This window comes from Microbacterium daqui, from assembly GCF_050408675.1.
Taxonomy (GTDB): domain Bacteria; phylum Actinomycetota; class Actinomycetes; order Actinomycetales; family Microbacteriaceae; genus Microbacterium.
Genome location: NZ_JBNTKF010000007.1, coordinates 96020 through 113696, shown reverse-complemented (window position 1 = coordinate 113696; position 17677 = coordinate 96020). Strand labels below are relative to the sequence as shown.

Sequence of the window (17677 nt, the reverse complement as noted above, 5' to 3'; positions counted from 1 at the left end):
GGGGCATCGGCGTTTAGTCTTACTGACCGGTGTAGGTCTCGACCTTGACGACCGACACAGCAATCTTCTTGCCGTTCGGGGTCTCGAAGGCGGTCTCTTCACCCTCTTTAAGGCCCATGATGGCGGTGCCCAGGGGGCTCGCCTCGCTGTAAACATCGAGCGAGCTGTTGGCGCCGATTTCACGGCTACCCAGCAAGAAGACCTCTTCATCTCCTGCAATAAGTGCCGTCACGACGGTGCCCGGTTCAACGACACCGCGGCTTGCCGGTGCTTCGCCGACCGTTGCGCTCTTCAGCAACGCTTCGAGCTGACGAATGCGGGCTTCTTGCTTGCCCTGCTCGTCTTTAGCAGCGTGGTAGCCGCCGTTCTCCTTCAGGTCGCCCTCTTCACGAGCGGCCTCGATCTTCTTTGCGATCTCGACGCGTCCGACGGTCGAGATCTCTTCAAGCTCGGCCGCCAGACGGTCGTAAGCTTCCTGGGTCAAAAAGGTGACCGTTTTTTCGTCAGCCATCACTGGCTCCTTCCACAGCGGAGGGGAGATAAGCAACAACGCCCGGCCGAAGCCCGGGCGTTATTCGTTGCCGCTATCTTAGGCAACCCAACAGCCGCTGACAAAACCCGTTGTGGCTTCAGCGACGGTTCGCACGTTTTCGGTGTGCTTTTGTGACCGCTGTTCGCCCGCCGGATACGTCACCAGGCTGTAGCCGACCGCACCGAATTCTTCATCGAGTGCCTCGATCGCGCACACGACGTCGCGCCCGGCCGGCGCAGTGAACTGGAACCGCACTTCGGTGGTTTTCGCGTCGACAACCGAGAACCCGAGGTCGTCGACCGAGACCGCGTTCATGTTGGACGCAACCGTCGTCCACCCGAGGTATCCGAAAAAGGCGACCGCGACGATTCCCACGGCACCCCACGTCAATCGTTTCTTCATAGGGGAGGCGGTGCGGCCGTAGCGGTCATCGAGAGCGGCGGAAGTCATGCAGTTCCTGTTCGGAGATAGGCTTAGTACCAGGCTACGCGCTGTAACCCGAAAAGAGGATTCGATGTACCTGTACTCCCTGCTTGCGGAGGTCACGCCGACGCCGACCCCGACGATCGAGGTCGACCCGGATCTGGTGACGCCCGGCCCGATTGGTTTCGCCGCCATCACGCTGGTCGTGATCTTTGTGATCCTGCTGATCGCAGACATGCAGCGCCGTATTCGTCGCACCCGTTACAGGGATGAAGTACGTGCCGAGCTCGACGCTGAAGAGGCGGCTGCCAAAGAGGCAGATAAGGCCCCGGAACCAGGTCAGAGCGCCGCAGAGTAGCGGCTGACATGCAAAATGGGCGGCTCCCTCAGGGGAGTCGCCCATTTTGTAGGTGTGCATTGCTACGGCATGCCGAGCGACGGCGACAGCGGGTTCAGCGCGATCAGCAAACACGCTGTCCAGTGGCTCAGAAATGCCAGCACCGTGCAGACGTGGAAGATTTCGTGGAAGCCGAAGTGGCCGGGCCATGGGTTCGGCTTCTTCATGGCGTAGACGACGGCGCCACCGGTGTAGAGCAGACCGCCGACGATCACCAACACCATCATCGCAACGTTGGCGTTGAGTAGGTCAACGATGTACATCATTGCGGCCCAGCCGAGTGCCAGGTAGATCGCGACGTAAAGCCAGCGCGGAGCATCCAACCAAAACACGCGGAACAGGATGCCCAGCATCGCACCACCCCACACCAACCCGAGCAGCAGCGCGCCCTTTTCCGGAGGCAAAGCCAGCATCGCAATCGGCGTGTAGGTTCCGGCGATCAACAGCATGATGTTGGCATGGTCAATGCGCTTGAAAATAGCCTTGACCTTCGGGCGCCAATTGATGCGGTGGTAGAGGGCCGAGTTGCCGAACAACAGCATCGAACTCACCATGAAGACGGCGCTCGCCCACTTGGCGCCAGCGCCCTGAGCCAGCACGATGAGAACCACGCCGGCGGCGATCGTTACCGGGAATGTTCCCGCGTGAATCCAGCCGCGCCAGGTCGGCTTAATTTCAACGTTGTCGTTTTCGGTCGCGTCTTCGAGCAGGGGAAGCTGCGGGAGAGGGGCCAGATTCTGCTCAGAGGTCACCCTCTGAGCGTACGCCGTTCTGTATGCCCTGCGCGGTACATGCGTAGGAGCGCGGTAGCGTATCAGGGTGACCTTCGGACAGAACGGCAACGGAGCAGGGCCGCTGTATCGCCTGTACACCGCACGATTGCGGAGACAGCTGGCGCAGCTGACCGTGCCGCATCACGTTGCCATGATGATCGATGGCAACCGTCGGTGGGCGAAACAGCTCGGATACGCCACGCCCGCCCACGGTCACCGCGCCGGTGCCGCCAAGATGCGCGAATTTCTGGGTTGGTGCGATGAGCTGGGAATCAAGGTGGTGTCGCTGTATCTGCTGTCAGCCGACAACCTTCGCAAACGTGATCCCAAAGAGCTTGCCGATCTCATCGACATCATTGCCGAGCTTGCCGACGCGCTGTCGCGTGAACGCAATTGGCGCGTGAAGATCGTCGGCCGCACCGACATTCTCCCTCCCGACCTCGCGCGAGTGCTGCACGACGCGAGCGCGCGCACCGAAGGGCACACTGGCCTGCACGTCAACCTCGCCGTTGGCTACGGTGGGCGCAATGAGATCGTTGACGCGGTGCGTTCGATCCTTGCCGAGCACGATGCTCGGGGCGGAACCATTCAAGAGCTGGCAGAGAACCTCACGCCCGAAATCATTGGCGAGCACCTGTACACGGGTGGTCAGGCTGATCCGGATCTGGTGATTCGTACGTCGGGCGAGCAGCGACTCAGCGACTTCCTGCTGTGGCAGAGTGCCCACAGCGAGTTCTACTTCGTGGAGGCGCTCGGCCCCGATCTTCGTGAGGTCGACTTTCTGCGAGCGATACGCGATTACGCCAGCCGTGATCGTCGTTTCGGGGGCTAGCACAACCCGCCGATCGCGGCACCGTGCCAGAATGGCAGGGTGACTATCGATGAGTTTCGCGCGACCTTTGCTGTCGAGCCGGGCTACCTGAACTGGGCTGCTTTCGGCCCGCTGTCGACCACGGTGATTGATGACGTGCGCGTCGATGCCGACCTGTATGTATCTGGCCGGCAGTCAGGCATTGATCTTCTCAACGAGCATGCTGGCGAAGCACAAGACATGCTGTCGCAGCTCCTTGATGTGCCGCTGGCGTGGATGACACACCAGGCCACGACAACTCATGGCCTGCAGCAGGCCATCTACGGTATCCGCTCGGGTGCGGTGATGGCATCGACGGGGGAATGGCCGAGCATTACGGTCGGCATCACCCGTGCCGCTGACGCGATGGGGCGCATCACGCCGCAGTTCATCACGCCGCCCGACAACATGATGACGCCGGATGCGATCGCCGACGCGCTGACGCCGGAGACGACCGCGGTCGTTGTGAGCCTCGTAGACTTTCGCACCGGTTACCGCACAGACCTGGGCGCCATTCGTGACGTCATCGGCGACGACCGACTGCTCATCGTCGACGCCGTGCAGGGTTTTGGTGTGGTTCAAGCTGACTATGCCGCTGCCGACGTTGTCACAGGTAGCGGCTACAAGTGGCTTCGCGCTGGCCGCGGCGCTGGCTGGGCGTCGTTCTCCGACGAGGCCCGCAGTCGTCTCGACCCCGTGCTGTCTAACGTTGCCGGTATCGCTGGGGGGCTCGTGCTTGATTCCGTTGGCAAACCCGCTGAAACCGCCGCAGCCTTCCAAACGTCCATGCCCGACTACTTGGCGTGCGCCCGCCTTGTTTCGGGTCTGCAAGACGTCATCTCCGTTGGCGTTGACACCATTGAGGCTGAAGTGGGTCGCCGCACCGCTGAGGTCATCGCGATCGCCGACCGCTTCGACATTGATGTCGTCACACCGCGCGGTGCCGCGCAGCGCGGTGGCATCGTCGCCCTGGCACCCCGCAACGACGGTGCCGCCATGCTGGGTGCGTCCCTCACCAACGGCGGCCTCGCGACCACGACGCGCTCTGGTTCCGTTCGTATCGCCGTACACGCGGGCACCGACGACGAAACGATGCGCATGTTTGAAGACGCGGTCGCCGCGTACGCACAGCACGCGCACTAATCGTTCATGAGAATGTCATCGACACGCTGACGAGATCGCCCGAATTGACGGGCGATCTCGTTTACTTTCATCTCAATAGGCAAAGCGCCTATTCGGGTCGGCTGGTAGCGGCACACCCCGTGACTTCGCCGACTTGAGAGCTGGGGGATTCTTCCCGGGTCGGAGCTGACTGTGAATACAGAAACGCGGCAAGGCGCGAACCACAAGACGCACAACGCGACGGATGATTCCGTCGCGTTTGATGTTTCTACGGGCGTTCGCACGTACATCCTGGATACCTCGGTGCTGCTGAGCGATCCGCGTGCGATGTTTCGATTCGCCGAGCACTCGGTGGTATTGCCCGTGGTGGTGATTACCGAGCTTGAAGCGAAGCGTCACGACCCCGAGCTCGGCTACTTCGCGAGGCAAGCACTGCGCCACCTCGACGACCTGCGCATCGCGCACGGGCGGCTGGACTTTCCGGTGGAAGTGGGGGAGGGCGGCACACTCCGTGTGGAACTCAACCACGCTGACGCGTCGGTGTTGCCTGCGGGCGTTCGTCTGAATGACAACGACACCCGCATTCTCGCGGTCGCGGCGTCTCTCGCTCAGAGTGGGGAAGACGTCACCGTGGTTTCGAAAGACCTCCCGCTGCGCGTGAAGGCGGCGTCGCTCGGCATTGACGCCGACGAGTACCTCGCAGAGCAAGCCCTCGACTCGGGCTGGACAGGCATGACCACACTCGACCTCTCGGGTGACGAGATGGCCGACCTGTACGAGTCGGAGATCGGCTCGCACGATGATGTCGCTGGCATTCCGGTCAACACCGGCATGGTGATCCACTCGGAGCGCGGCTCAGCGCTGGCCCGCGTTACGGGTGACAGCTCCTACCGGCTGATTCGCGGCGACCGGGATGTCTTTGGCTTGCACGGCCGTTCCGCCGAACAGCGCGTGGCCATCGACCTCCTACTTGACCCTGAGGTTGGCATCGTGTCGTTGGGAGGTCGAGCAGGAACGGGGAAGTCTGCGCTCGCCCTCTGTGCGGCATTGGAAGCGGTGCTGGAACGCCAGCAACAGCGCAAGATCCTGGTGTTCCGCCCACTGTTCGCCGTCGGTGGTCAGGAGCTGGGCTACCTGCCCGGTGACCAGGGCGAGAAGATGAACCCGTGGGGCCAGGCGGTCTTCGACACTCTCGGTTCCGTCGTCTCGGGCAACGTGATGGAGGAGGTTGTCGAGCGCGGCCTCCTCGAAGTGCTCCCCCTCACCCACATTCGCGGTCGGTCACTCCACGATGCGTTCGTGATCGTGGACGAAGCACAATCGCTCGAACGCAACGTGTTGCTCACGGTGCTCAGCCGTATCGGGCAAAACTCACGCGTTGTCCTCACCCATGACGTCGCTCAGCGCGACAATCTGCGCGTCGGCCGCCACGATGGCATCGCGTCGGTCATCGAAACGCTCAAGGGTCACAGTCTGTTCGGTCACGTCACGCTGATGCGCTCGGAGCGTTCCGCCATCGCGGCGTTGGTCACCGAACTGCTGGAGTCGAACGAGCTCGCCTAGGGAGCGTCTGTGGGAATACGACAAGGATGAGAACACTCTCACGCGAATTTGTATCCGAACCAGAAAATGCGCGCGACAATAGATACGTGGCATTCGTGCCAACCTCCCGTCTCCCCGGGAGATGAAATGAGAGGGTAGACAACACTGTTTCAGTGAGTGTCTAAGCGGTTTCGGGTCCGCTTCCTTCGAGGCCCCTGGCACCAAGTGCCGGGGGCTTCCTCATATCGTGGCTACGGCCAGATGTTCTGACTACTGCCAGCGGTAGCCAGAACCGCGCACCGTTTCGATGCGTTCCGCACCAAACTTGGTGCGCAGGTACCGCACATACACGTCGACGACGTTCGAGCCCGGATCAAAGTCCAAGCCCCACACGCGGCTGAGCAGCTGCTCGCGGCTCAGGATCTGACCAGCGTGCCGCAAGAACTGCTCGGCGAGGGCAAACTCGCGCGCCGAGAGTTCGACCTCGCGGCCGCTCACGATCGCTCGACGACCGATGACGTCGAGCGTGACGTCGCGATGCTGCACGGTCGTGGTCGTCGATGCCAGCGACCCCTCACGCAGACGCACGCGCACGCGGGCGAGCAACTCATCAAACTTGAACGGCTTCGTGATGTAGTCGTTGGCGCCGGTTTCGAGCCCCTCAACGGTGTCTCGGGTCGACGAACGAGCGGTCAACATGATGACGGGGAGCGACGCGCCCTGGCCACGAAGGTGTGTGAGCACGTCAAAGCCGTCCATAGAGGGCAGGCCGACATCCAGGAGCAGGAGGGCGTAATCGCCGCTCAGAGCGAGCTCCAGCGCCTCTGCACCGTCTTCCACGATGGTGGTCGGGTAGCCCGCAGCTTCAAGCCCCTTGGCAACAAACGCCGAGATGCGTGACTCGTCCTCTGCAATCAGGATCCGCGTCATTCTTGTTCCTCTCGCTGCTGCACAACGTCCCCAGCACGCACCGGAGCCGGCAACGTGGTTCCGCCCCCCAAGCGCAGGGGAACGTGGATCGTGAAGGTTGCTCCACCACCCGGTGTCTCGCTGACGCTACACGATCCGCCGTGAGCGCGCGCAATAACGTCTACAATCGCCAAGCCTAGACCGGAGCCACCCACTTCTCGTTTGCCGGCACCACGGTCGAACCGGCGGAAGATCCGGTGGCGGGCTGCCGGCGGAATACCCGGGCCATGGTCGCGCACCCACAGCATCATGCTGTCCTGCGTGCGCGCACTGCCAATTTCAATGACGGAACCAGCGGGCGTGTACTTCGCGGCATTGTCGCAAAGTGCAAGCCACGCCTGCAGGACGCGGTCGGAGTTACCGCGGATGATGCCGTCAGCCACGCGCGTGACTTGCCAGGTGTGGCCGGGAATGACGGAAATGAGGTCGCCGACGCGCTCGGTGAGGCGCCCGATGTCGACGGAGCCCATGGTGTATTCGTCGCCTTCGACGGTAGCGAGGGTGTCAATGTCTTCTACGAGGCGCGTCATGCGGTCGAGTTCAGAGATGCCAATTTCTCGTGCCGCCTGCACATCAAACGGGTCAGACACGTTCATCATCTCGAGGTAGCCGCGCACGATGGTGATGGGCGTCTTGAGTTCGTGGCGAACGTCATCAAGCAGTTGGCGCTGGGCCTTGAGCGAACCTTCGACCTGGTCAAATAGGTCGGAGGTCGACGGTGGGGCGCCGGGAGTTGGTGCGGTGCGCAAGTGTGGTTGCGATGACGGTGGCGCGAAGGGCGGTGGCGCGTCGAACGCGGGTGGGGTGGGAACGGTGGGCGCGGGCGGAACCACGGGGGCTGCCGTGGCTTCTGGTGCGGTAGGTGCGGCGAAGGCTACGCCGGTTGCTGCGGCCGGGGCCGGTGGCAACAAGCGGGCAAGGATGAACCAGGTCACGACCGCCATGACGATGAGGCAGGCACCGACGGTAAAGCCGTAGATCGTGATGCTGGCTTTCAACGGTGCGAGCTCTGCCGAGAGGTTGATGACGTGCACGTAGATGCCGACCTCGGGGCTACCCGCGGCCTGAACCGGAATCGCAATGTAGCGAGCGTCACCCTGCGTCGTTCGGGCGGTTCCGAGTACGGGAGCATTAGCTGCGAGCACCTCGCTCACGATCGTTTCGACAATGCTGTCGTCTTCGGCGAGGCCGAGCGACGACACGTCCGATGCGCGATAGGTCGGCACGCCATCGAGAATGGCGAACGCGGCGGCGTTGGTACCGGGGGCCAGACGTGCGACCGCGTCATACAGCGCATCATTGACGGTGTCGAACGTGACCGCCTCTGGCCGCGTGACGGGCGGCGGCGGGGGCGTGACAAGCACTTCGACGGTCTGCGGATCATGCGCCCCAGACAACGCAGAAACCTGGTCGTTCAGTCTTTCATCGATCGAGTGGACAATGCGGTCTCGTTGCATTGCGAACGCGATCGAGCCGGCGAGCGTGAAGCCGATCAGTTCAACCGAAAGGATTGCGACGATCAGGCGGACGCGCGTCGGAACCGAACGACCAGGTTTATTCATTCTCCGATTATCGGGGAACGCGTACTTATCCGGCGTGCGTCATCGACAGCAGGTCGAGCTTTGCGTCGAGCACCTCTTCGGTGATCTCGCCGCGCGCGACGTAGCCGAGGTCGATGACAGCCTCGCGAACCGTGATGCCCTTGGCAACGGCGTGCTTCGCGATCTTGGCTGCTGCTTCGTAACCGATGACCTTGTTGAGCGGCGTCACGATCGACGGCGACATGCCGGCGAATGCGGCTGCGCGCTCGAGGTTGGCCTCAAGACCGTCAATGGTCTTGTCAGCAAGAACACGCACGGCGTTCGAGATCAGACGGATCGACTCGAGCAGAGCCGTACCCATGACCGGGATAGCGACGTTGAGCTCGAACGAGCCCGTAGCACCCGCCCAAGCAACCGTGGCGTCGTTACCGATGACGCGAGCGGCAACCATGAGGACGGCCTCCGGAACAACCGGATTGACCTTTCCGGGCATGATCGACGAACCCGGCTGCAGGTCGGGGATGTGCAGTTCGCCGAGACCCGTGTTCGGGCCCGAACCCATCCAACGCAGGTCGTTGTTGATCTTCGTCAGCGACACAGCGATGACGCGCACCGCACCGGAAGCCTCGACGAGACCATCGCGGTTGGCCTGAGCCTCGAAGTGGTCCTTTGCCTCGGTGATGGGCAGCTCGGTCTCAGCGGCGAGCAGCTCGATAACCTTCTGTGGGAAGCCGAGGGGCGTGTTGATGCCGGTGCCGACAGCCGTGCCACCGAGGGGCACCTCAGCAACGCGGGGGAGAGCAGCGCGAACGCGCTCGATGCCCAGGCGAATCTGACGGGCGTAGCCGCCGAACTCCTGGCCGAGGGTGACGGGGGTGGCGTCCATGAGGTGGGTACGGCCCGACTTAACGGCGTCCTTCCACAGCACCGCCTTGGCCTCGAGTGCCACCGCGAGGTGGTCGAGCGCCGGGATCAGGTCGTCGATGATCGCCTGCGTCACAGCAACGTGAACCGACGTCGGGAAGACGTCGTTCGACGACTGCGAGGCGTTGACGTGGTCGTTCGGGTGAACCGGAGCGCCGAGCTTGGTGGTGGCGAGGTTTGCCAGCACCTCGTTCATGTTCATGTTCGAGCTGGTGCCCGAGCCGGTCTGGTAGGTGTCGACGGGGAAGTGCTCGTCGAACTGGCCGGTGACGACGTCGTCGGCGGCGGCGGCAATCGCGTCAGCGATAGCGCCGTCAAGAACGCCGAGCTCCTTGTTTGCCAGAGCAGCAGCCTTCTTGATGCGTGCCAGGGCTGCGATCTGCGTCGACTCCAGCCCCTTGCCCGAAATCGGGAAGTTCTCGACGGCGCGCTGCGTCTGTGCGCTGTACAGGGCGTTCACGGGGACGCGAACTTCGCCCATCGTGTCGTGCTCAATACGGTATTCGGTGTCAGCCACGATTCTCCTCATGTTTCGCTGATGTGATGGTCAGGCGTCCGCGTTCGCGGCGCCGACGCTGAAGTGGGGCACAGCCGTGCCCTCGGTAAGTCGGTAGTTGGCCGCAACGATGGCGACCTTGCCTTCATTGACGGCCTCGTTGATCAACTCGGAGGCATTCAGAATGCCGGACACGGTGGCGCGCAAGTGGTCGCGGCCCACCTCTTCTGGCGAGACGGTCTCGGGGGTCGTGTCGGTCGACTTCATGACGCGGTGGACGGCCGGAACGATGGGCGCGATCTGACGCCACACCTGCATGGGCAGCTCGGGCGGGCTTGGCTGTACGGCATCGATCGCGGCGGCGACCGCGCCACACGCGTCGTGGCCGAGCACGACAATGAGCGGAATACCGAGAGCAGCCACACCGTATTCCAGCGAGCCAATGACCGACTCAGAAATGACCTGGCCAGCGTTACGAATGACGAAGACGTCGCCGAGGCCCTCATCAAAGATGATTTCTGCCGCCAGGCGTGAGTCGGAACAGCCGAAAACCATCGCGTGCGGGTACTGCGCAGCCGAAACCTCGAGGCGGCGCATCGCATCTTGGTGGGGGTGCCGTGGGGTTCCGGCAACGAATCGTTCGTTGCCGGCCTGCATTTCGGCCCAAGCCTGGGCGGGGGTGATCTGTGTCACTCGGCGGCTTCTTTCAGTTTGTCAATTTGGGGGGCAAGCTGTGTTGCGGTCTCCTGCATGAGTTTTTCGGGGGAAGAGCCAAAGATCAGAACCTGGTCGGTGCCGGCCACGGTGCTGAGGGCATACGAAATGTTTCCGGCCTTGGACGGGTCGGCGAACGTGTAGGACTGCCATTCAACGTCACCGAGTGTGAGGACCTCGCCGAGTTTTCCGGTGGGGAGTTCTCGCGAAACCCAGCCACCGTCAGCCTCGAGAGCCTGCGAGACGCGCATGAAACCCTGCCCGTCGCCCGGTGCGTAAATGATCTCCCACGTCGTGGGGGCGCCGCTCACGAGCTTCGCCGAGTTCACGCGCCAGTCTGCTGAGACAGGCGGAACCACGACGGGGTGCTTGATGTCGCGTTCGACGCGTTCGGCGATAGCCGCGACGTCGACATCTGACGGGCGCTCAATGTCGCCGCGCGGAACCATCAGGACGATGACAGCGACGATGGCAAGCGTGGCGATGATGGCCGCAAAAAGATTGCGCATCGTCTGGCTACCGCGATAAATGCGCGAGGATTCTGCCTTGCGGGCAGCGGTCTCAGCGGGTGTTTCGGGCCGACCGAGCTCAGCAACTACGCGACCCATTAGTCTTCACCTGCCACGCCGCGTGCGGCATCGAGGCGCTTTTTCGCGCCGAGCAACCATTCTTCACAACGCTGATACAGCACTTCACCGCGCTCCCACAGAGCGATGGATCGCTCGAGCGTCGGTGCGCCCTGTTCGAGCCCAGCAACCACTTGAGTCAGTTCATCGCGCGCTTGTTCGAACGATAGCTCGTTCACATCAGCGAATTCCGCGGTCTGTGCGTCGCTCATACTCTCCATCCTAGTTGCGTTCTGAGCGGCCCTAATCCGCCCGCTCTCCCAGCGAGAGCGCACCAATGGTTCCGTCAGCCAACATCACGACCAGCTCCGTTCCTGCCGGGGCATCCGCGGGCTCGCGCACAATGCCATCGCCCTCACGTTGCACGATCGCGTAACCGCGGTCGAGTGTGCGCAACGGCGAGAGGGCGCCGAGGGAAGCGTGCAGGCGACTGATGCGTGTCGTTTCTTGCTCCAGACGTAGCCCGGTGCGCGCGCGAATGCGGGAAATCGACTGCTCGAGCTGGAGTTCGCGATCTTCGAGCCAGCGGTCGGGATTTGCGAGCACGGGGCGTGAATGCAACTGGTCGATGACGTGATGCTCGTGCTGCAGTCGGCCCGCAAGGCGAGTCATGATGCGCGAGCGGGCGTCGCGCACCAGGGCGAGTTGCTCCGAGACATCCGGAACCACGCGCTTGGCGGCGTCGGTGGGGGTTGAGGCGCGAAGGTCAGCAACATCGTCCAGCAGTGGGCGGTCGTTTTCGTGACCGATGGCGCTAACGATGGGAGTTTGCGCCGCCGCAACGGCGCGGAGGAGGCGCTCGTCGCTGAAGCCGAGCAGGTCTTGGAAGTCACCGCCGCCGCGGGCGATGATGATGACGTCGACCTCGGGGTCAGCGTCAAGCTTGGCGAGGGCGGCGAGAACCTGCGGCACCGACTGCTCGCCCTGAACCGCGGCGTGCTCGACACGGAACGACACGTTGGGCCAGCGCAACTCGGCGTTGCGCAACACGTCTTTCTCAGCGTCGGTGGCTTTACCGGTGATCAGCCCAATGGTTCCGGGCAGAAACGGCAGCTTCTTTTTGCGCGACGCATCGAGCAAACCCTCGGAGCGGAGCTGCTGGCGCAAGCGCTCCAGCTTCTCGAGAAGATCGCCGAGACCGACGTGTTTCATGGCGGAGACGATGAAGCTGAGCTCGCCACGCTGGGCGCGATATTCGGGCTTCACACACACGACGACGCGGTCGCCCGCCTTGATGTCTTGCGGAATGCGATTGCGCACACTCGACCAGATCGTGAGGCGAATGATCGCATCACCATTCATGTCACGCAGCGTCGCGAACGTACCAACGGCTCGATGGTTCCACTCGGTGATCTCACCCTCGACCCACGGGGAGCCGAGGCGTGCGATGTAGTCGCGCATATCGCGGCCGAGGTCACCGACCTGGCACGGCATATCTGCGGTGGAGTCGCGTGGCCGCACTGCGGGCGTGAACGATGGGCCGCTCGCCGGATTGGTCATGCGTGTCCTCTCGGGGCTTGATCAGTTGTTCGCCGATAGAATCAGAGGGTGACTACCTCTGCTGTGCGTCTGCCTATTCCCCGTATCCCTGGGCGTCGTGAGCGACTCCAGAATATCCCGGTTGATGGACCGAAGAAGGTTCTGCTGGCCGCCCCCCGAGGATACTGCGCTGGTGTTGACCGCGCCGTCGTGGCTGTGGAGAAGGCGCTGGAGCGCTACGGCTCGCCCGTATACGTGCGCAAGCAGATCGTGCACAACATTCACGTTGTCACCGAACTCGAGAAGATGGGCGCCATTTTCGTCGAAGAGGTTGACGAGGTTCCGGCGGGTGCACACATCGTGTTTAGCGCCCACGGTGTTTCGCCTGCCGTGGTGAACGCTGCTGCCGAGCGTGAACTGCACGCGATTGACGCGACGTGCCCGCTCGTCACGAAGGTGCACCGTGAGGCTGTGCGCTTCGCCCGCGATGACTACCAGATTCTGCTGATCGGCCACGAAGGTCACGAAGAGGTCGAGGGTACCGCCGGTGAGGCACCTGACCACGTCACCATCGTGAACTCGCCCGATGAGGCCGACACCGTCGTGGTGCGCGACCCGAACAAGGTGGTCTGGCTGTCGCAGACCACGCTGTCGGTCGACGAGACGATGGAGACGGTGCGTCGCCTGCGCGACCGCTTCCCGAACCTGCAAGACCCGCCGTCGGACGATATTTGCTACGCCACCCAGAACCGCCAGGTCGCGATCAAGAAGGTCGCGAAGGACGCTGATCTGGTGATCGTTGTGGGCTCTGCGAACTCGTCGAACAGCGTGCGCCTCGTTGAGGTCGCGCTCGAGTACGGTGCCAAGGCTGCGTACCGCGTTGACTACGTTGACGAGGTCAAGCAGGAGTGGCTCGACGGAGTGAAGACCGTTGGCGTCACGAGTGGTGCCTCGGTGCCCGAGATTCTGGTGCAGGAAGTTCTGTCGGAGCTTGCCGGTGCCGGCTACGCCGATGTCGAAGAGGTTCGCACCGCGGAGGAAGACCTCATGTTCTCCCTACCGAAGGAGCTGCGCCAAGACCGCGCGCTGGGCGGCCGTCGCGACTAGTTCTGCGACTAACGGAACCCGTGGTCTGCGGCCAAACCCGTACGATTTCGCAAATTTTCTACGGGTTTCGGTGCTTTTTACGGGTTTCGCGACTTCGAGTCGGGCCGCGGGTTCCCGCGCTCTGCATTATTCAGCGGGCGCATATGCGTACGCCGTAGCATGGGGGCATGTCTGACCCTGATGCGCGCCCTCGCCCGCAATACGGCGAGTATGCGTCGGAGAGCGAGCAGCGTGCTCACATTCGTGAGCCGCTCGCTGAGCCCGCGCCGACGCCGTTGAATCCGCCGGTGGCTCCAATGCGCCCTGCGCTGTCATATGAGGCGGCGGCACCTGTTGACCCGGCCCGCGCTGCCCGCCAGCCCGATCGCATCGTCACAATCGTGCTGCTCGTGCTTGGTGCGTTGAATGTCGCGACGTCGTTCTTTTCGTTCCTCGACTTCGCGACGATGGTTGACCGGTCGTACGTCATGATGGGCGTCGACGGATCATTCTCGAACTTTGCGGCGGGCAAGACGTGGGGGCTGATCTCGGCTCTTGTCTTGGTGGCGGGCTACATCGCGACTGTCGTGATCGCGCGTGGCCGAATGAAGGCCAATAAGTTGGCGTGGTTCATTCCCATCGGTGGTGCGATCGTGACGTTCGTCGTGCTGATGGCGTGTGTCTCGGTTCCGCTCATGTCCGACCCGGCCTTCGTCGAGTACGTGACCAGCAACGCTTCGTAACTGCTTGACGCAAATGACCCCCGGTTCCGCTCTGGAACCGGGGGTCATTTCTTGCTATTGGTGCGGCTTAGCCCTGCGACTTGCCGAACGAGCCGAGCTGCTTCGTGGCTTCGACAACGCGAGCGGCCATCGCCGACTCGGCAACCTTGCCCCAGGCGCGCGGGTCGTACTGCTTCTTGTTGCCGACTTCGCCGTCAACCTTGAGCACGCCGTCGTAGTTGCTGAACATGTAGCCAGCAACCGAGCGGGTGAACGCGTACTGCGTGTCGGTGTCGATGTTCATCTTGACGACACCGTTGGCGACAGCGAGAGCGATTTCTTCGTCTGTCGAGCCCGAGCCGCCGTGGAAGACGAGGTCGAGCGGCTTCGGGCCGGTGCCGAACTGTGCGGCGATGCCCTCCTGGATTTCGCCGAGGAGTTCGGGGCGGAGCTTCACGTTGCCCGGCTTGTAGACGCCGTGGACATTACCGAACGTGAGGGCTGCGATCCAGCGGCCGTTTTCGCCGAGACCGAGAGCCTCAACGGCCTGAGCGACGTCACCCGTCGTGGTGTAGAGCGCGTCGTTCGAGCCTTCGTGCTGAACGCCGTCTTCTTCGCCACCGACGACACCGATCTCGACCTCGAGGATCGAGTTGATGGCCTTCATGCGGGGGAGGAGTTCGCGTGCGATTTCAATGTTCTCGGCGAGCGGCACTGCCGAGCCATCCCACATGTGCGACTGGAAGATCGGCTGGCCGCCGGCCTTAACCTGCTCTTCGCTGGCCTCAAGAATCGGCAGCAGGAAGGAGTCGAGGGCGTCCTTCGGGCAGTGGTCGGTGTGCACAGCGACGTTGATGGGGTAGCTCTTCGCAACCTCGGCGACGTAGCGAGCCATGGCGATGGCGCCGGTGGCGCGTGCCTTGACAGTGTGGCCAGCGAAGTAGTCAGCACCACCGGTGGTGACCTGAAGGATGCCGTCAGAACCGGCCTCGGTCAGACCCTGCAGCACCGCGTTGATCGACTGCGAGCTCGCCACGTTGATCGCGGGGTAGGCAAAACCTCCCGTCTTCGCGCGCGTGAGCATGTCTGCATACTGATCCGGGGTTGCCAAAGGCATGGGAGTCTCCTTCAGAAAGGTGAAGAGGTGTCTCGCTTACTCTACCGAAGCGCAGGGATACGCGCTTTCTCTGTGACAAGAGTTGATAAGCGGAACCAACTTTGCTGCTGGTGAAAGAATCGCAATTCCTTCGGCTGGAAATTGCGAAACTGCCACGATTCCTGACTCGGGCGTCGTTATTCTGGGGGCATGGTGAGCCTGACGGCAGATATGTCCCCCCTTCGTCCCGACCGAAACCTGGCAATGGAATTGGTGCGTGCGACTGAAGCCGCATCGATTCGCGCGGCTCCCTTTATTGGCCGTGGAGCCAAGGAAGCCGCTGACGGCGCTGCCGTTGACGCGATGCGCGCCTTCCTGCGCACCGTGAACTTCGATGGCCGCATCGTGATCGGCGAGGGCGAGAAAGACAACGCGCCCATGCTCTTCAACGGTGAGCATGTTGGTTCCGGTCAGGGCATGCAGTGTGACGTCGCGGTTGACCCGATCGATGGCACGACGCTCACGGCGCTGGGCCGCAACAACGCACTCTCGGTGATCGCGGTTGCTGACCGTGGCACGATGCTCGACGCCTCCAGCGTCTTCTACATGGACAAGCTCGTCACCGGCCCTGCTGGTGTCGGCGTTGTCGACATTCGCCTGCCGATTGGCGAGAACATCCGCCTGCTGGCGAAGGCGCTCGGCAAGCCGGTTGAGGAGATGGTGGTTTCGGTGCTGCACCGTCCCCGTCACGAAAAGCTCATCCAGGAGATTCGCGAGGCTGGTGCCGGAACGCGACTGATGACCGACGGCGACGTTGCCGGTGGCATCAACGCGGCACGACACAACGCACGCACCGACATGTGTGTCGGTATTGGCGGGAGCCCGGAGGGCATCGTCACTGCGTGCGCCATTAAGGCGCTCGGCGGACACATTCAGGGTCGCCTCTGGCCGCAGACCGACGACGAGAAGCAGCGCGGTCTTGACGCCGGACTCAAGTTCAACGACTACGTCTACGGCGCCGACGAACTCGTCGCGAGCGACAACACGATCTTCGTCGCCACCGGTGTCACCGACGGCCAGCTTGTGGCCGGTGTGCGTCGCGAGGGTGACTACATCTACACCGAATCGGTCGTGCTGCGGAGCGCCTCCGGAACCCTGCGTCGCGTCTCGTCTGAACACCTCGTATCGAAGTGGTTCGGCTGAGTTTCGCTTGATCTTCGGGCATCGCATGCCCGCTGAGAAGGGCCGAGTCGTTACTGACTCGGCCCTTCTGCGTTGCCAAAACGTGGCCGCTTCGTGACGTGTCTTGACGGTGACGCTCAGGTTCTGAGTGGGATGATGGATTCACGAGTCGCGCGAATGGCGTGCGTCGTGTACCTAACGAGGTCGAAAATGGCAATCGAAGCGAATCGTCCGGCCACCGCCGCGCACGCCGTCATTGCAGACGCTACCGACCCAGCACGCCGCAAGGACGTTGTGTTCCGCAAGCGTCGCCCGGCCGGTGAAGAGATGAGCTCCTGGTGGCCCGTCGCCGCCTTCGTCTTTGTGACGATCTCTGTTGTTTCGCTCCTCAGTTTCATCCCCGGGTAACTTTCTCCTCCCCGAGGGATCGGCCGTTGTGTTGCTCCGCCGCGAGACACTTCACCATCATGAACGCGCCCGGAATCTCGGCGAGCACGAACGAGAAGTCTTCCGAGCCCATGATGCCGTGCGGCTTAATGGTGACGCTGTCTTCGCCGTACATCTGGTGAATCTGGTCGACGGCGAACGCATGCTCGGCATCAGCGTTCACCGTCGGAATGTACTGCGTCGTTAAGCTGATATCTGCGGTGCAGCCGTAGCCGTACCGGGTCGAGAGCCGTGTGCGGCTGTGATCTGTGGCCGCCGCTGCCGCGCACCGTGATTTCGAGTTCGCTCGAACCGGCCAGAATGGTGCCCGGCTTCGACTCGACCTGGCCGAGTGGGCCCGGGCCAACGTGCAGCGCGTACGCGGCGATGGGCTTCTCGCGGGCCGCGTCGAGGATTCCCCCGCGCAACATGACACTGGCGCCGTTGTAGCCTTCTTCGCCCGGCTGGAACATGAAGATGACGGAACCATGGAGCTGGTCACGACGTTCGCTGAGGAGGCGTGCGGCACCGATGAGGCCGGTCGTGTGCAGCTCGTGTCTGCATGCGTGCATGTTTCCGTTCGTCGAGCGGTAGGGGAGATCGTTGACTTCGGTGACGGGCAGGCCGTCCATGTCTCCGCGCAGCAGGACAACGGGCCCGGGGTGTGCGCCGCGAAGCACGGCTGTCACCGACGTGGTGTCGGTGCCGACGGAGATTTCGAGCGGCAGGCCTTCGAGTTCGCGGAGCACGACGGCCTGCGTCTGGGGGAGGTCGAGG

At 62.8% G+C, this 17677-nt stretch carries 19 protein-coding genes and 1 pseudogene; 8 read left to right on the top strand and 12 right to left on the bottom strand.

Annotated features, from left to right (window positions below):
* Positions 1–19: 19 nt before the first annotated feature.
* Positions 20–511, bottom strand: coding sequence for a transcription elongation factor GreA (gene greA / locus ACQUSY_RS06675; protein ID WP_428903724.1), 492 nt, complete (start codon positions 509–511; stop codon positions 20–22).
* 78 nt (positions 512–589) lie between these two features.
* On the bottom strand, positions 590–982 hold the full coding sequence (locus tag ACQUSY_RS06670) for a DUF4307 domain-containing protein (protein WP_428903723.1): 393 nt from the start codon (positions 980–982) through the stop codon (positions 590–592).
* Between the two features lie 64 nt (positions 983–1046).
* Between ACQUSY_RS06670 and ACQUSY_RS06665 the strand changes: the two genes are divergently transcribed.
* Entirely contained in the window at positions 1047–1313 is a 267-nt protein-coding gene (locus ACQUSY_RS06665) for a hypothetical protein (RefSeq protein ID WP_428903722.1), read from the top strand.
* A 62-nt stretch (positions 1314–1375) separates the two neighbouring features.
* Here the strand turns inward: ACQUSY_RS06665 and trhA are convergent, their stop codons facing one another.
* Positions 1376–2086: a PAQR family membrane homeostasis protein TrhA gene (gene trhA, locus ACQUSY_RS06660; protein ID WP_428903770.1), complete on the bottom strand. Its 711-nt coding sequence runs from the start codon at positions 2084–2086 to the stop codon at positions 1376–1378.
* An 85-nt stretch (positions 2087–2171) separates the two neighbouring features.
* Between trhA and ACQUSY_RS06655 the strand changes: the two genes are divergently transcribed.
* From ACQUSY_RS06655 to phoH2, 3 genes are all read left to right on the top strand, one after another.
* Positions 2172–2957 (top strand): isoprenyl transferase, encoded by a 786-nt coding sequence (locus ACQUSY_RS06655; RefSeq protein ID WP_428903721.1) that lies wholly within the window; start codon positions 2172–2174, stop codon positions 2955–2957.
* A 39-nt stretch (positions 2958–2996) separates the two neighbouring features.
* A complete protein-coding gene (locus ACQUSY_RS06650) occupies positions 2997–4118 on the top strand; it encodes an aminotransferase class V-fold PLP-dependent enzyme (protein ID WP_428903720.1) in 1122 nt (373 codons plus the stop codon).
* Positions 4119–4385: 267 nt separating this feature from the next.
* Entirely contained in the window at positions 4386–5660 is a 1275-nt protein-coding gene (gene phoH2, locus ACQUSY_RS06645; RefSeq protein WP_428903769.1) for an RNA 5'-3' helicase PhoH2, read from the top strand.
* Between the two features lie 249 nt (positions 5661–5909).
* Here the strand turns inward: phoH2 and ACQUSY_RS06640 are convergent, their stop codons facing one another.
* From ACQUSY_RS06640 to xseA, 7 genes are read right to left on the bottom strand one after another with little or no spacing between them, the layout of a single operon-like run.
* A complete protein-coding gene (locus ACQUSY_RS06640; RefSeq protein ID WP_428903719.1) occupies positions 5910–6569 on the bottom strand; it encodes a response regulator transcription factor in 660 nt (219 codons plus the stop codon).
* Positions 6566–8170, bottom strand: coding sequence for a sensor histidine kinase (locus tag ACQUSY_RS06635; protein ID WP_428903718.1), 1605 nt, complete (start codon positions 8168–8170; stop codon positions 6566–6568). The genes ACQUSY_RS06640 and ACQUSY_RS06635 overlap by 4 nt, the downstream gene beginning before the upstream one ends.
* Before the next feature lie 25 nt (positions 8171–8195).
* The gene (locus ACQUSY_RS06630) at positions 8196–9602 is read right to left on the bottom strand and encodes a class II fumarate hydratase (RefSeq protein ID WP_428903717.1); all 1407 of its coding nucleotides are present in this window, start codon (positions 9600–9602) and stop codon (positions 8196–8198) included.
* An 18-nt stretch (positions 9603–9620) separates the two neighbouring features.
* Positions 9621–10226, bottom strand: coding sequence for a carbonic anhydrase (locus tag ACQUSY_RS06625; protein ID WP_428903768.1), 606 nt, complete (start codon positions 10224–10226; stop codon positions 9621–9623).
* 32 nt (positions 10227–10258) lie between these two features.
* Positions 10259–10891 (bottom strand): DUF4245 family protein, encoded by a 633-nt coding sequence (locus ACQUSY_RS06620; RefSeq protein ID WP_428903716.1) that lies wholly within the window; start codon positions 10889–10891, stop codon positions 10259–10261.
* Entirely contained in the window at positions 10891–11121 is a 231-nt protein-coding gene (locus ACQUSY_RS06615; RefSeq protein WP_428903715.1) for an exodeoxyribonuclease VII small subunit, read from the bottom strand. The genes ACQUSY_RS06620 and ACQUSY_RS06615 overlap by 1 nt, the downstream gene beginning before the upstream one ends.
* Positions 11122–11152: 31 nt before the next feature.
* A complete protein-coding gene (xseA, locus tag ACQUSY_RS06610; protein WP_428903714.1) occupies positions 11153–12409 on the bottom strand; it encodes an exodeoxyribonuclease VII large subunit in 1257 nt (418 codons plus the stop codon).
* A gap of 75 nt (positions 12410–12484) precedes the next feature.
* Between xseA and ACQUSY_RS06605 the strand changes: the two genes are divergently transcribed.
* Together ACQUSY_RS06605 and ACQUSY_RS06600 are read left to right on the top strand one after the other, a co-directional pair.
* Positions 12485–13495: a 4-hydroxy-3-methylbut-2-enyl diphosphate reductase gene (locus tag ACQUSY_RS06605; RefSeq protein ID WP_428903767.1), complete on the top strand. Its 1011-nt coding sequence runs from the start codon at positions 12485–12487 to the stop codon at positions 13493–13495.
* Positions 13496–13662: 167 nt separating this feature from the next.
* On the top strand, positions 13663–14217 hold the full coding sequence (locus ACQUSY_RS06600; protein WP_428903713.1) for a DUF6264 family protein: 555 nt from the start codon (positions 13663–13665) through the stop codon (positions 14215–14217).
* A gap of 67 nt (positions 14218–14284) precedes the next feature.
* Here ACQUSY_RS06600 and fbaA read toward each other — a convergent pair whose 3' ends face one another.
* Positions 14285–15313 carry a class II fructose-bisphosphate aldolase gene (gene fbaA / locus ACQUSY_RS06595; RefSeq protein WP_428903712.1) on the bottom strand — a complete coding sequence of 343 codons (1029 nt, stop codon included), beginning with the start codon at positions 15311–15313 and terminating at the stop codon, positions 14285–14287.
* Between the two features lie 189 nt (positions 15314–15502).
* Between fbaA and glpX the strand changes: the two genes are divergently transcribed.
* Together glpX and ACQUSY_RS06585 are read left to right on the top strand one after the other, a co-directional pair.
* Complete coding sequence (glpX, locus tag ACQUSY_RS06590) at positions 15503–16495, top strand: class II fructose-bisphosphatase (RefSeq protein WP_428903711.1); 993 nt, start codon at positions 15503–15505, stop codon at positions 16493–16495.
* Positions 16496–16684: 189 nt separating this feature from the next.
* Positions 16685–16882, top strand: coding sequence for a UDP-N-acetylmuramyl pentapeptide phosphotransferase (locus ACQUSY_RS06585; protein ID WP_428903710.1), 198 nt, complete (start codon positions 16685–16687; stop codon positions 16880–16882).
* On the opposite strand, the pseudogene ACQUSY_RS06580 reads toward ACQUSY_RS06585, so the two are convergent.
* Positions 16869–17532 (bottom strand): annotated as a pseudogene (locus tag ACQUSY_RS06580) (M20/M25/M40 family metallo-hydrolase). The gene ACQUSY_RS06585 and the pseudogene ACQUSY_RS06580 overlap by 14 nt on opposite strands.
* Between the last annotated feature and the right edge of the window lie 145 nt (positions 17533–17677).

Coding starts and splice junctions, on each gene's coding strand:
- ACQUSY_RS06615 (WP_428903715.1), bottom strand. CDS start 11,121: ATGAGCGACGCACAGACCGCGGAATTCGCTGATGTGAACGAGCTATCG.
- glpX (WP_428903711.1), top strand. CDS start 15,503: ATGGTGAGCCTGACGGCAGATATGTCCCCCCTTCGTCCCGACCGAAAC.
- xseA (WP_428903714.1), bottom strand. CDS start 12,409: ATGACCAATCCGGCGAGCGGCCCATCGTTCACGCCCGCAGTGCGGCCA.
- ACQUSY_RS06585 (WP_428903710.1), top strand. CDS start 16,685: ATGGCAATCGAAGCGAATCGTCCGGCCACCGCCGCGCACGCCGTCATT.
- ACQUSY_RS06635 (WP_428903718.1), bottom strand. CDS start 8,170: ATGAATAAACCTGGTCGTTCGGTTCCGACGCGCGTCCGCCTGATCGTC.
- ACQUSY_RS06640 (WP_428903719.1), bottom strand. CDS start 6,569: ATGACGCGGATCCTGATTGCAGAGGACGAGTCACGCATCTCGGCGTTT.
- ACQUSY_RS06630 (WP_428903717.1), bottom strand. CDS start 9,602: ATGAGGAGAATCGTGGCTGACACCGAATACCGTATTGAGCACGACACG.
- ACQUSY_RS06600 (WP_428903713.1), top strand. CDS start 13,663: ATGTCTGACCCTGATGCGCGCCCTCGCCCGCAATACGGCGAGTATGCG.
- ACQUSY_RS06620 (WP_428903716.1), bottom strand. CDS start 10,891: ATGGGTCGCGTAGTTGCTGAGCTCGGTCGGCCCGAAACACCCGCTGAG.
- ACQUSY_RS06665 (WP_428903722.1), top strand. CDS start 1,047: ATGTACCTGTACTCCCTGCTTGCGGAGGTCACGCCGACGCCGACCCCG.
- greA (WP_428903724.1), bottom strand. CDS start 511: ATGGCTGACGAAAAAACGGTCACCTTTTTGACCCAGGAAGCTTACGAC.
- ACQUSY_RS06625 (WP_428903768.1), bottom strand. CDS start 10,226: ATGCAGGCCGGCAACGAACGATTCGTTGCCGGAACCCCACGGCACCCC.
- fbaA (WP_428903712.1), bottom strand. CDS start 15,313: ATGCCTTTGGCAACCCCGGATCAGTATGCAGACATGCTCACGCGCGCG.
- ACQUSY_RS06670 (WP_428903723.1), bottom strand. CDS start 982: ATGACTTCCGCCGCTCTCGATGACCGCTACGGCCGCACCGCCTCCCCT.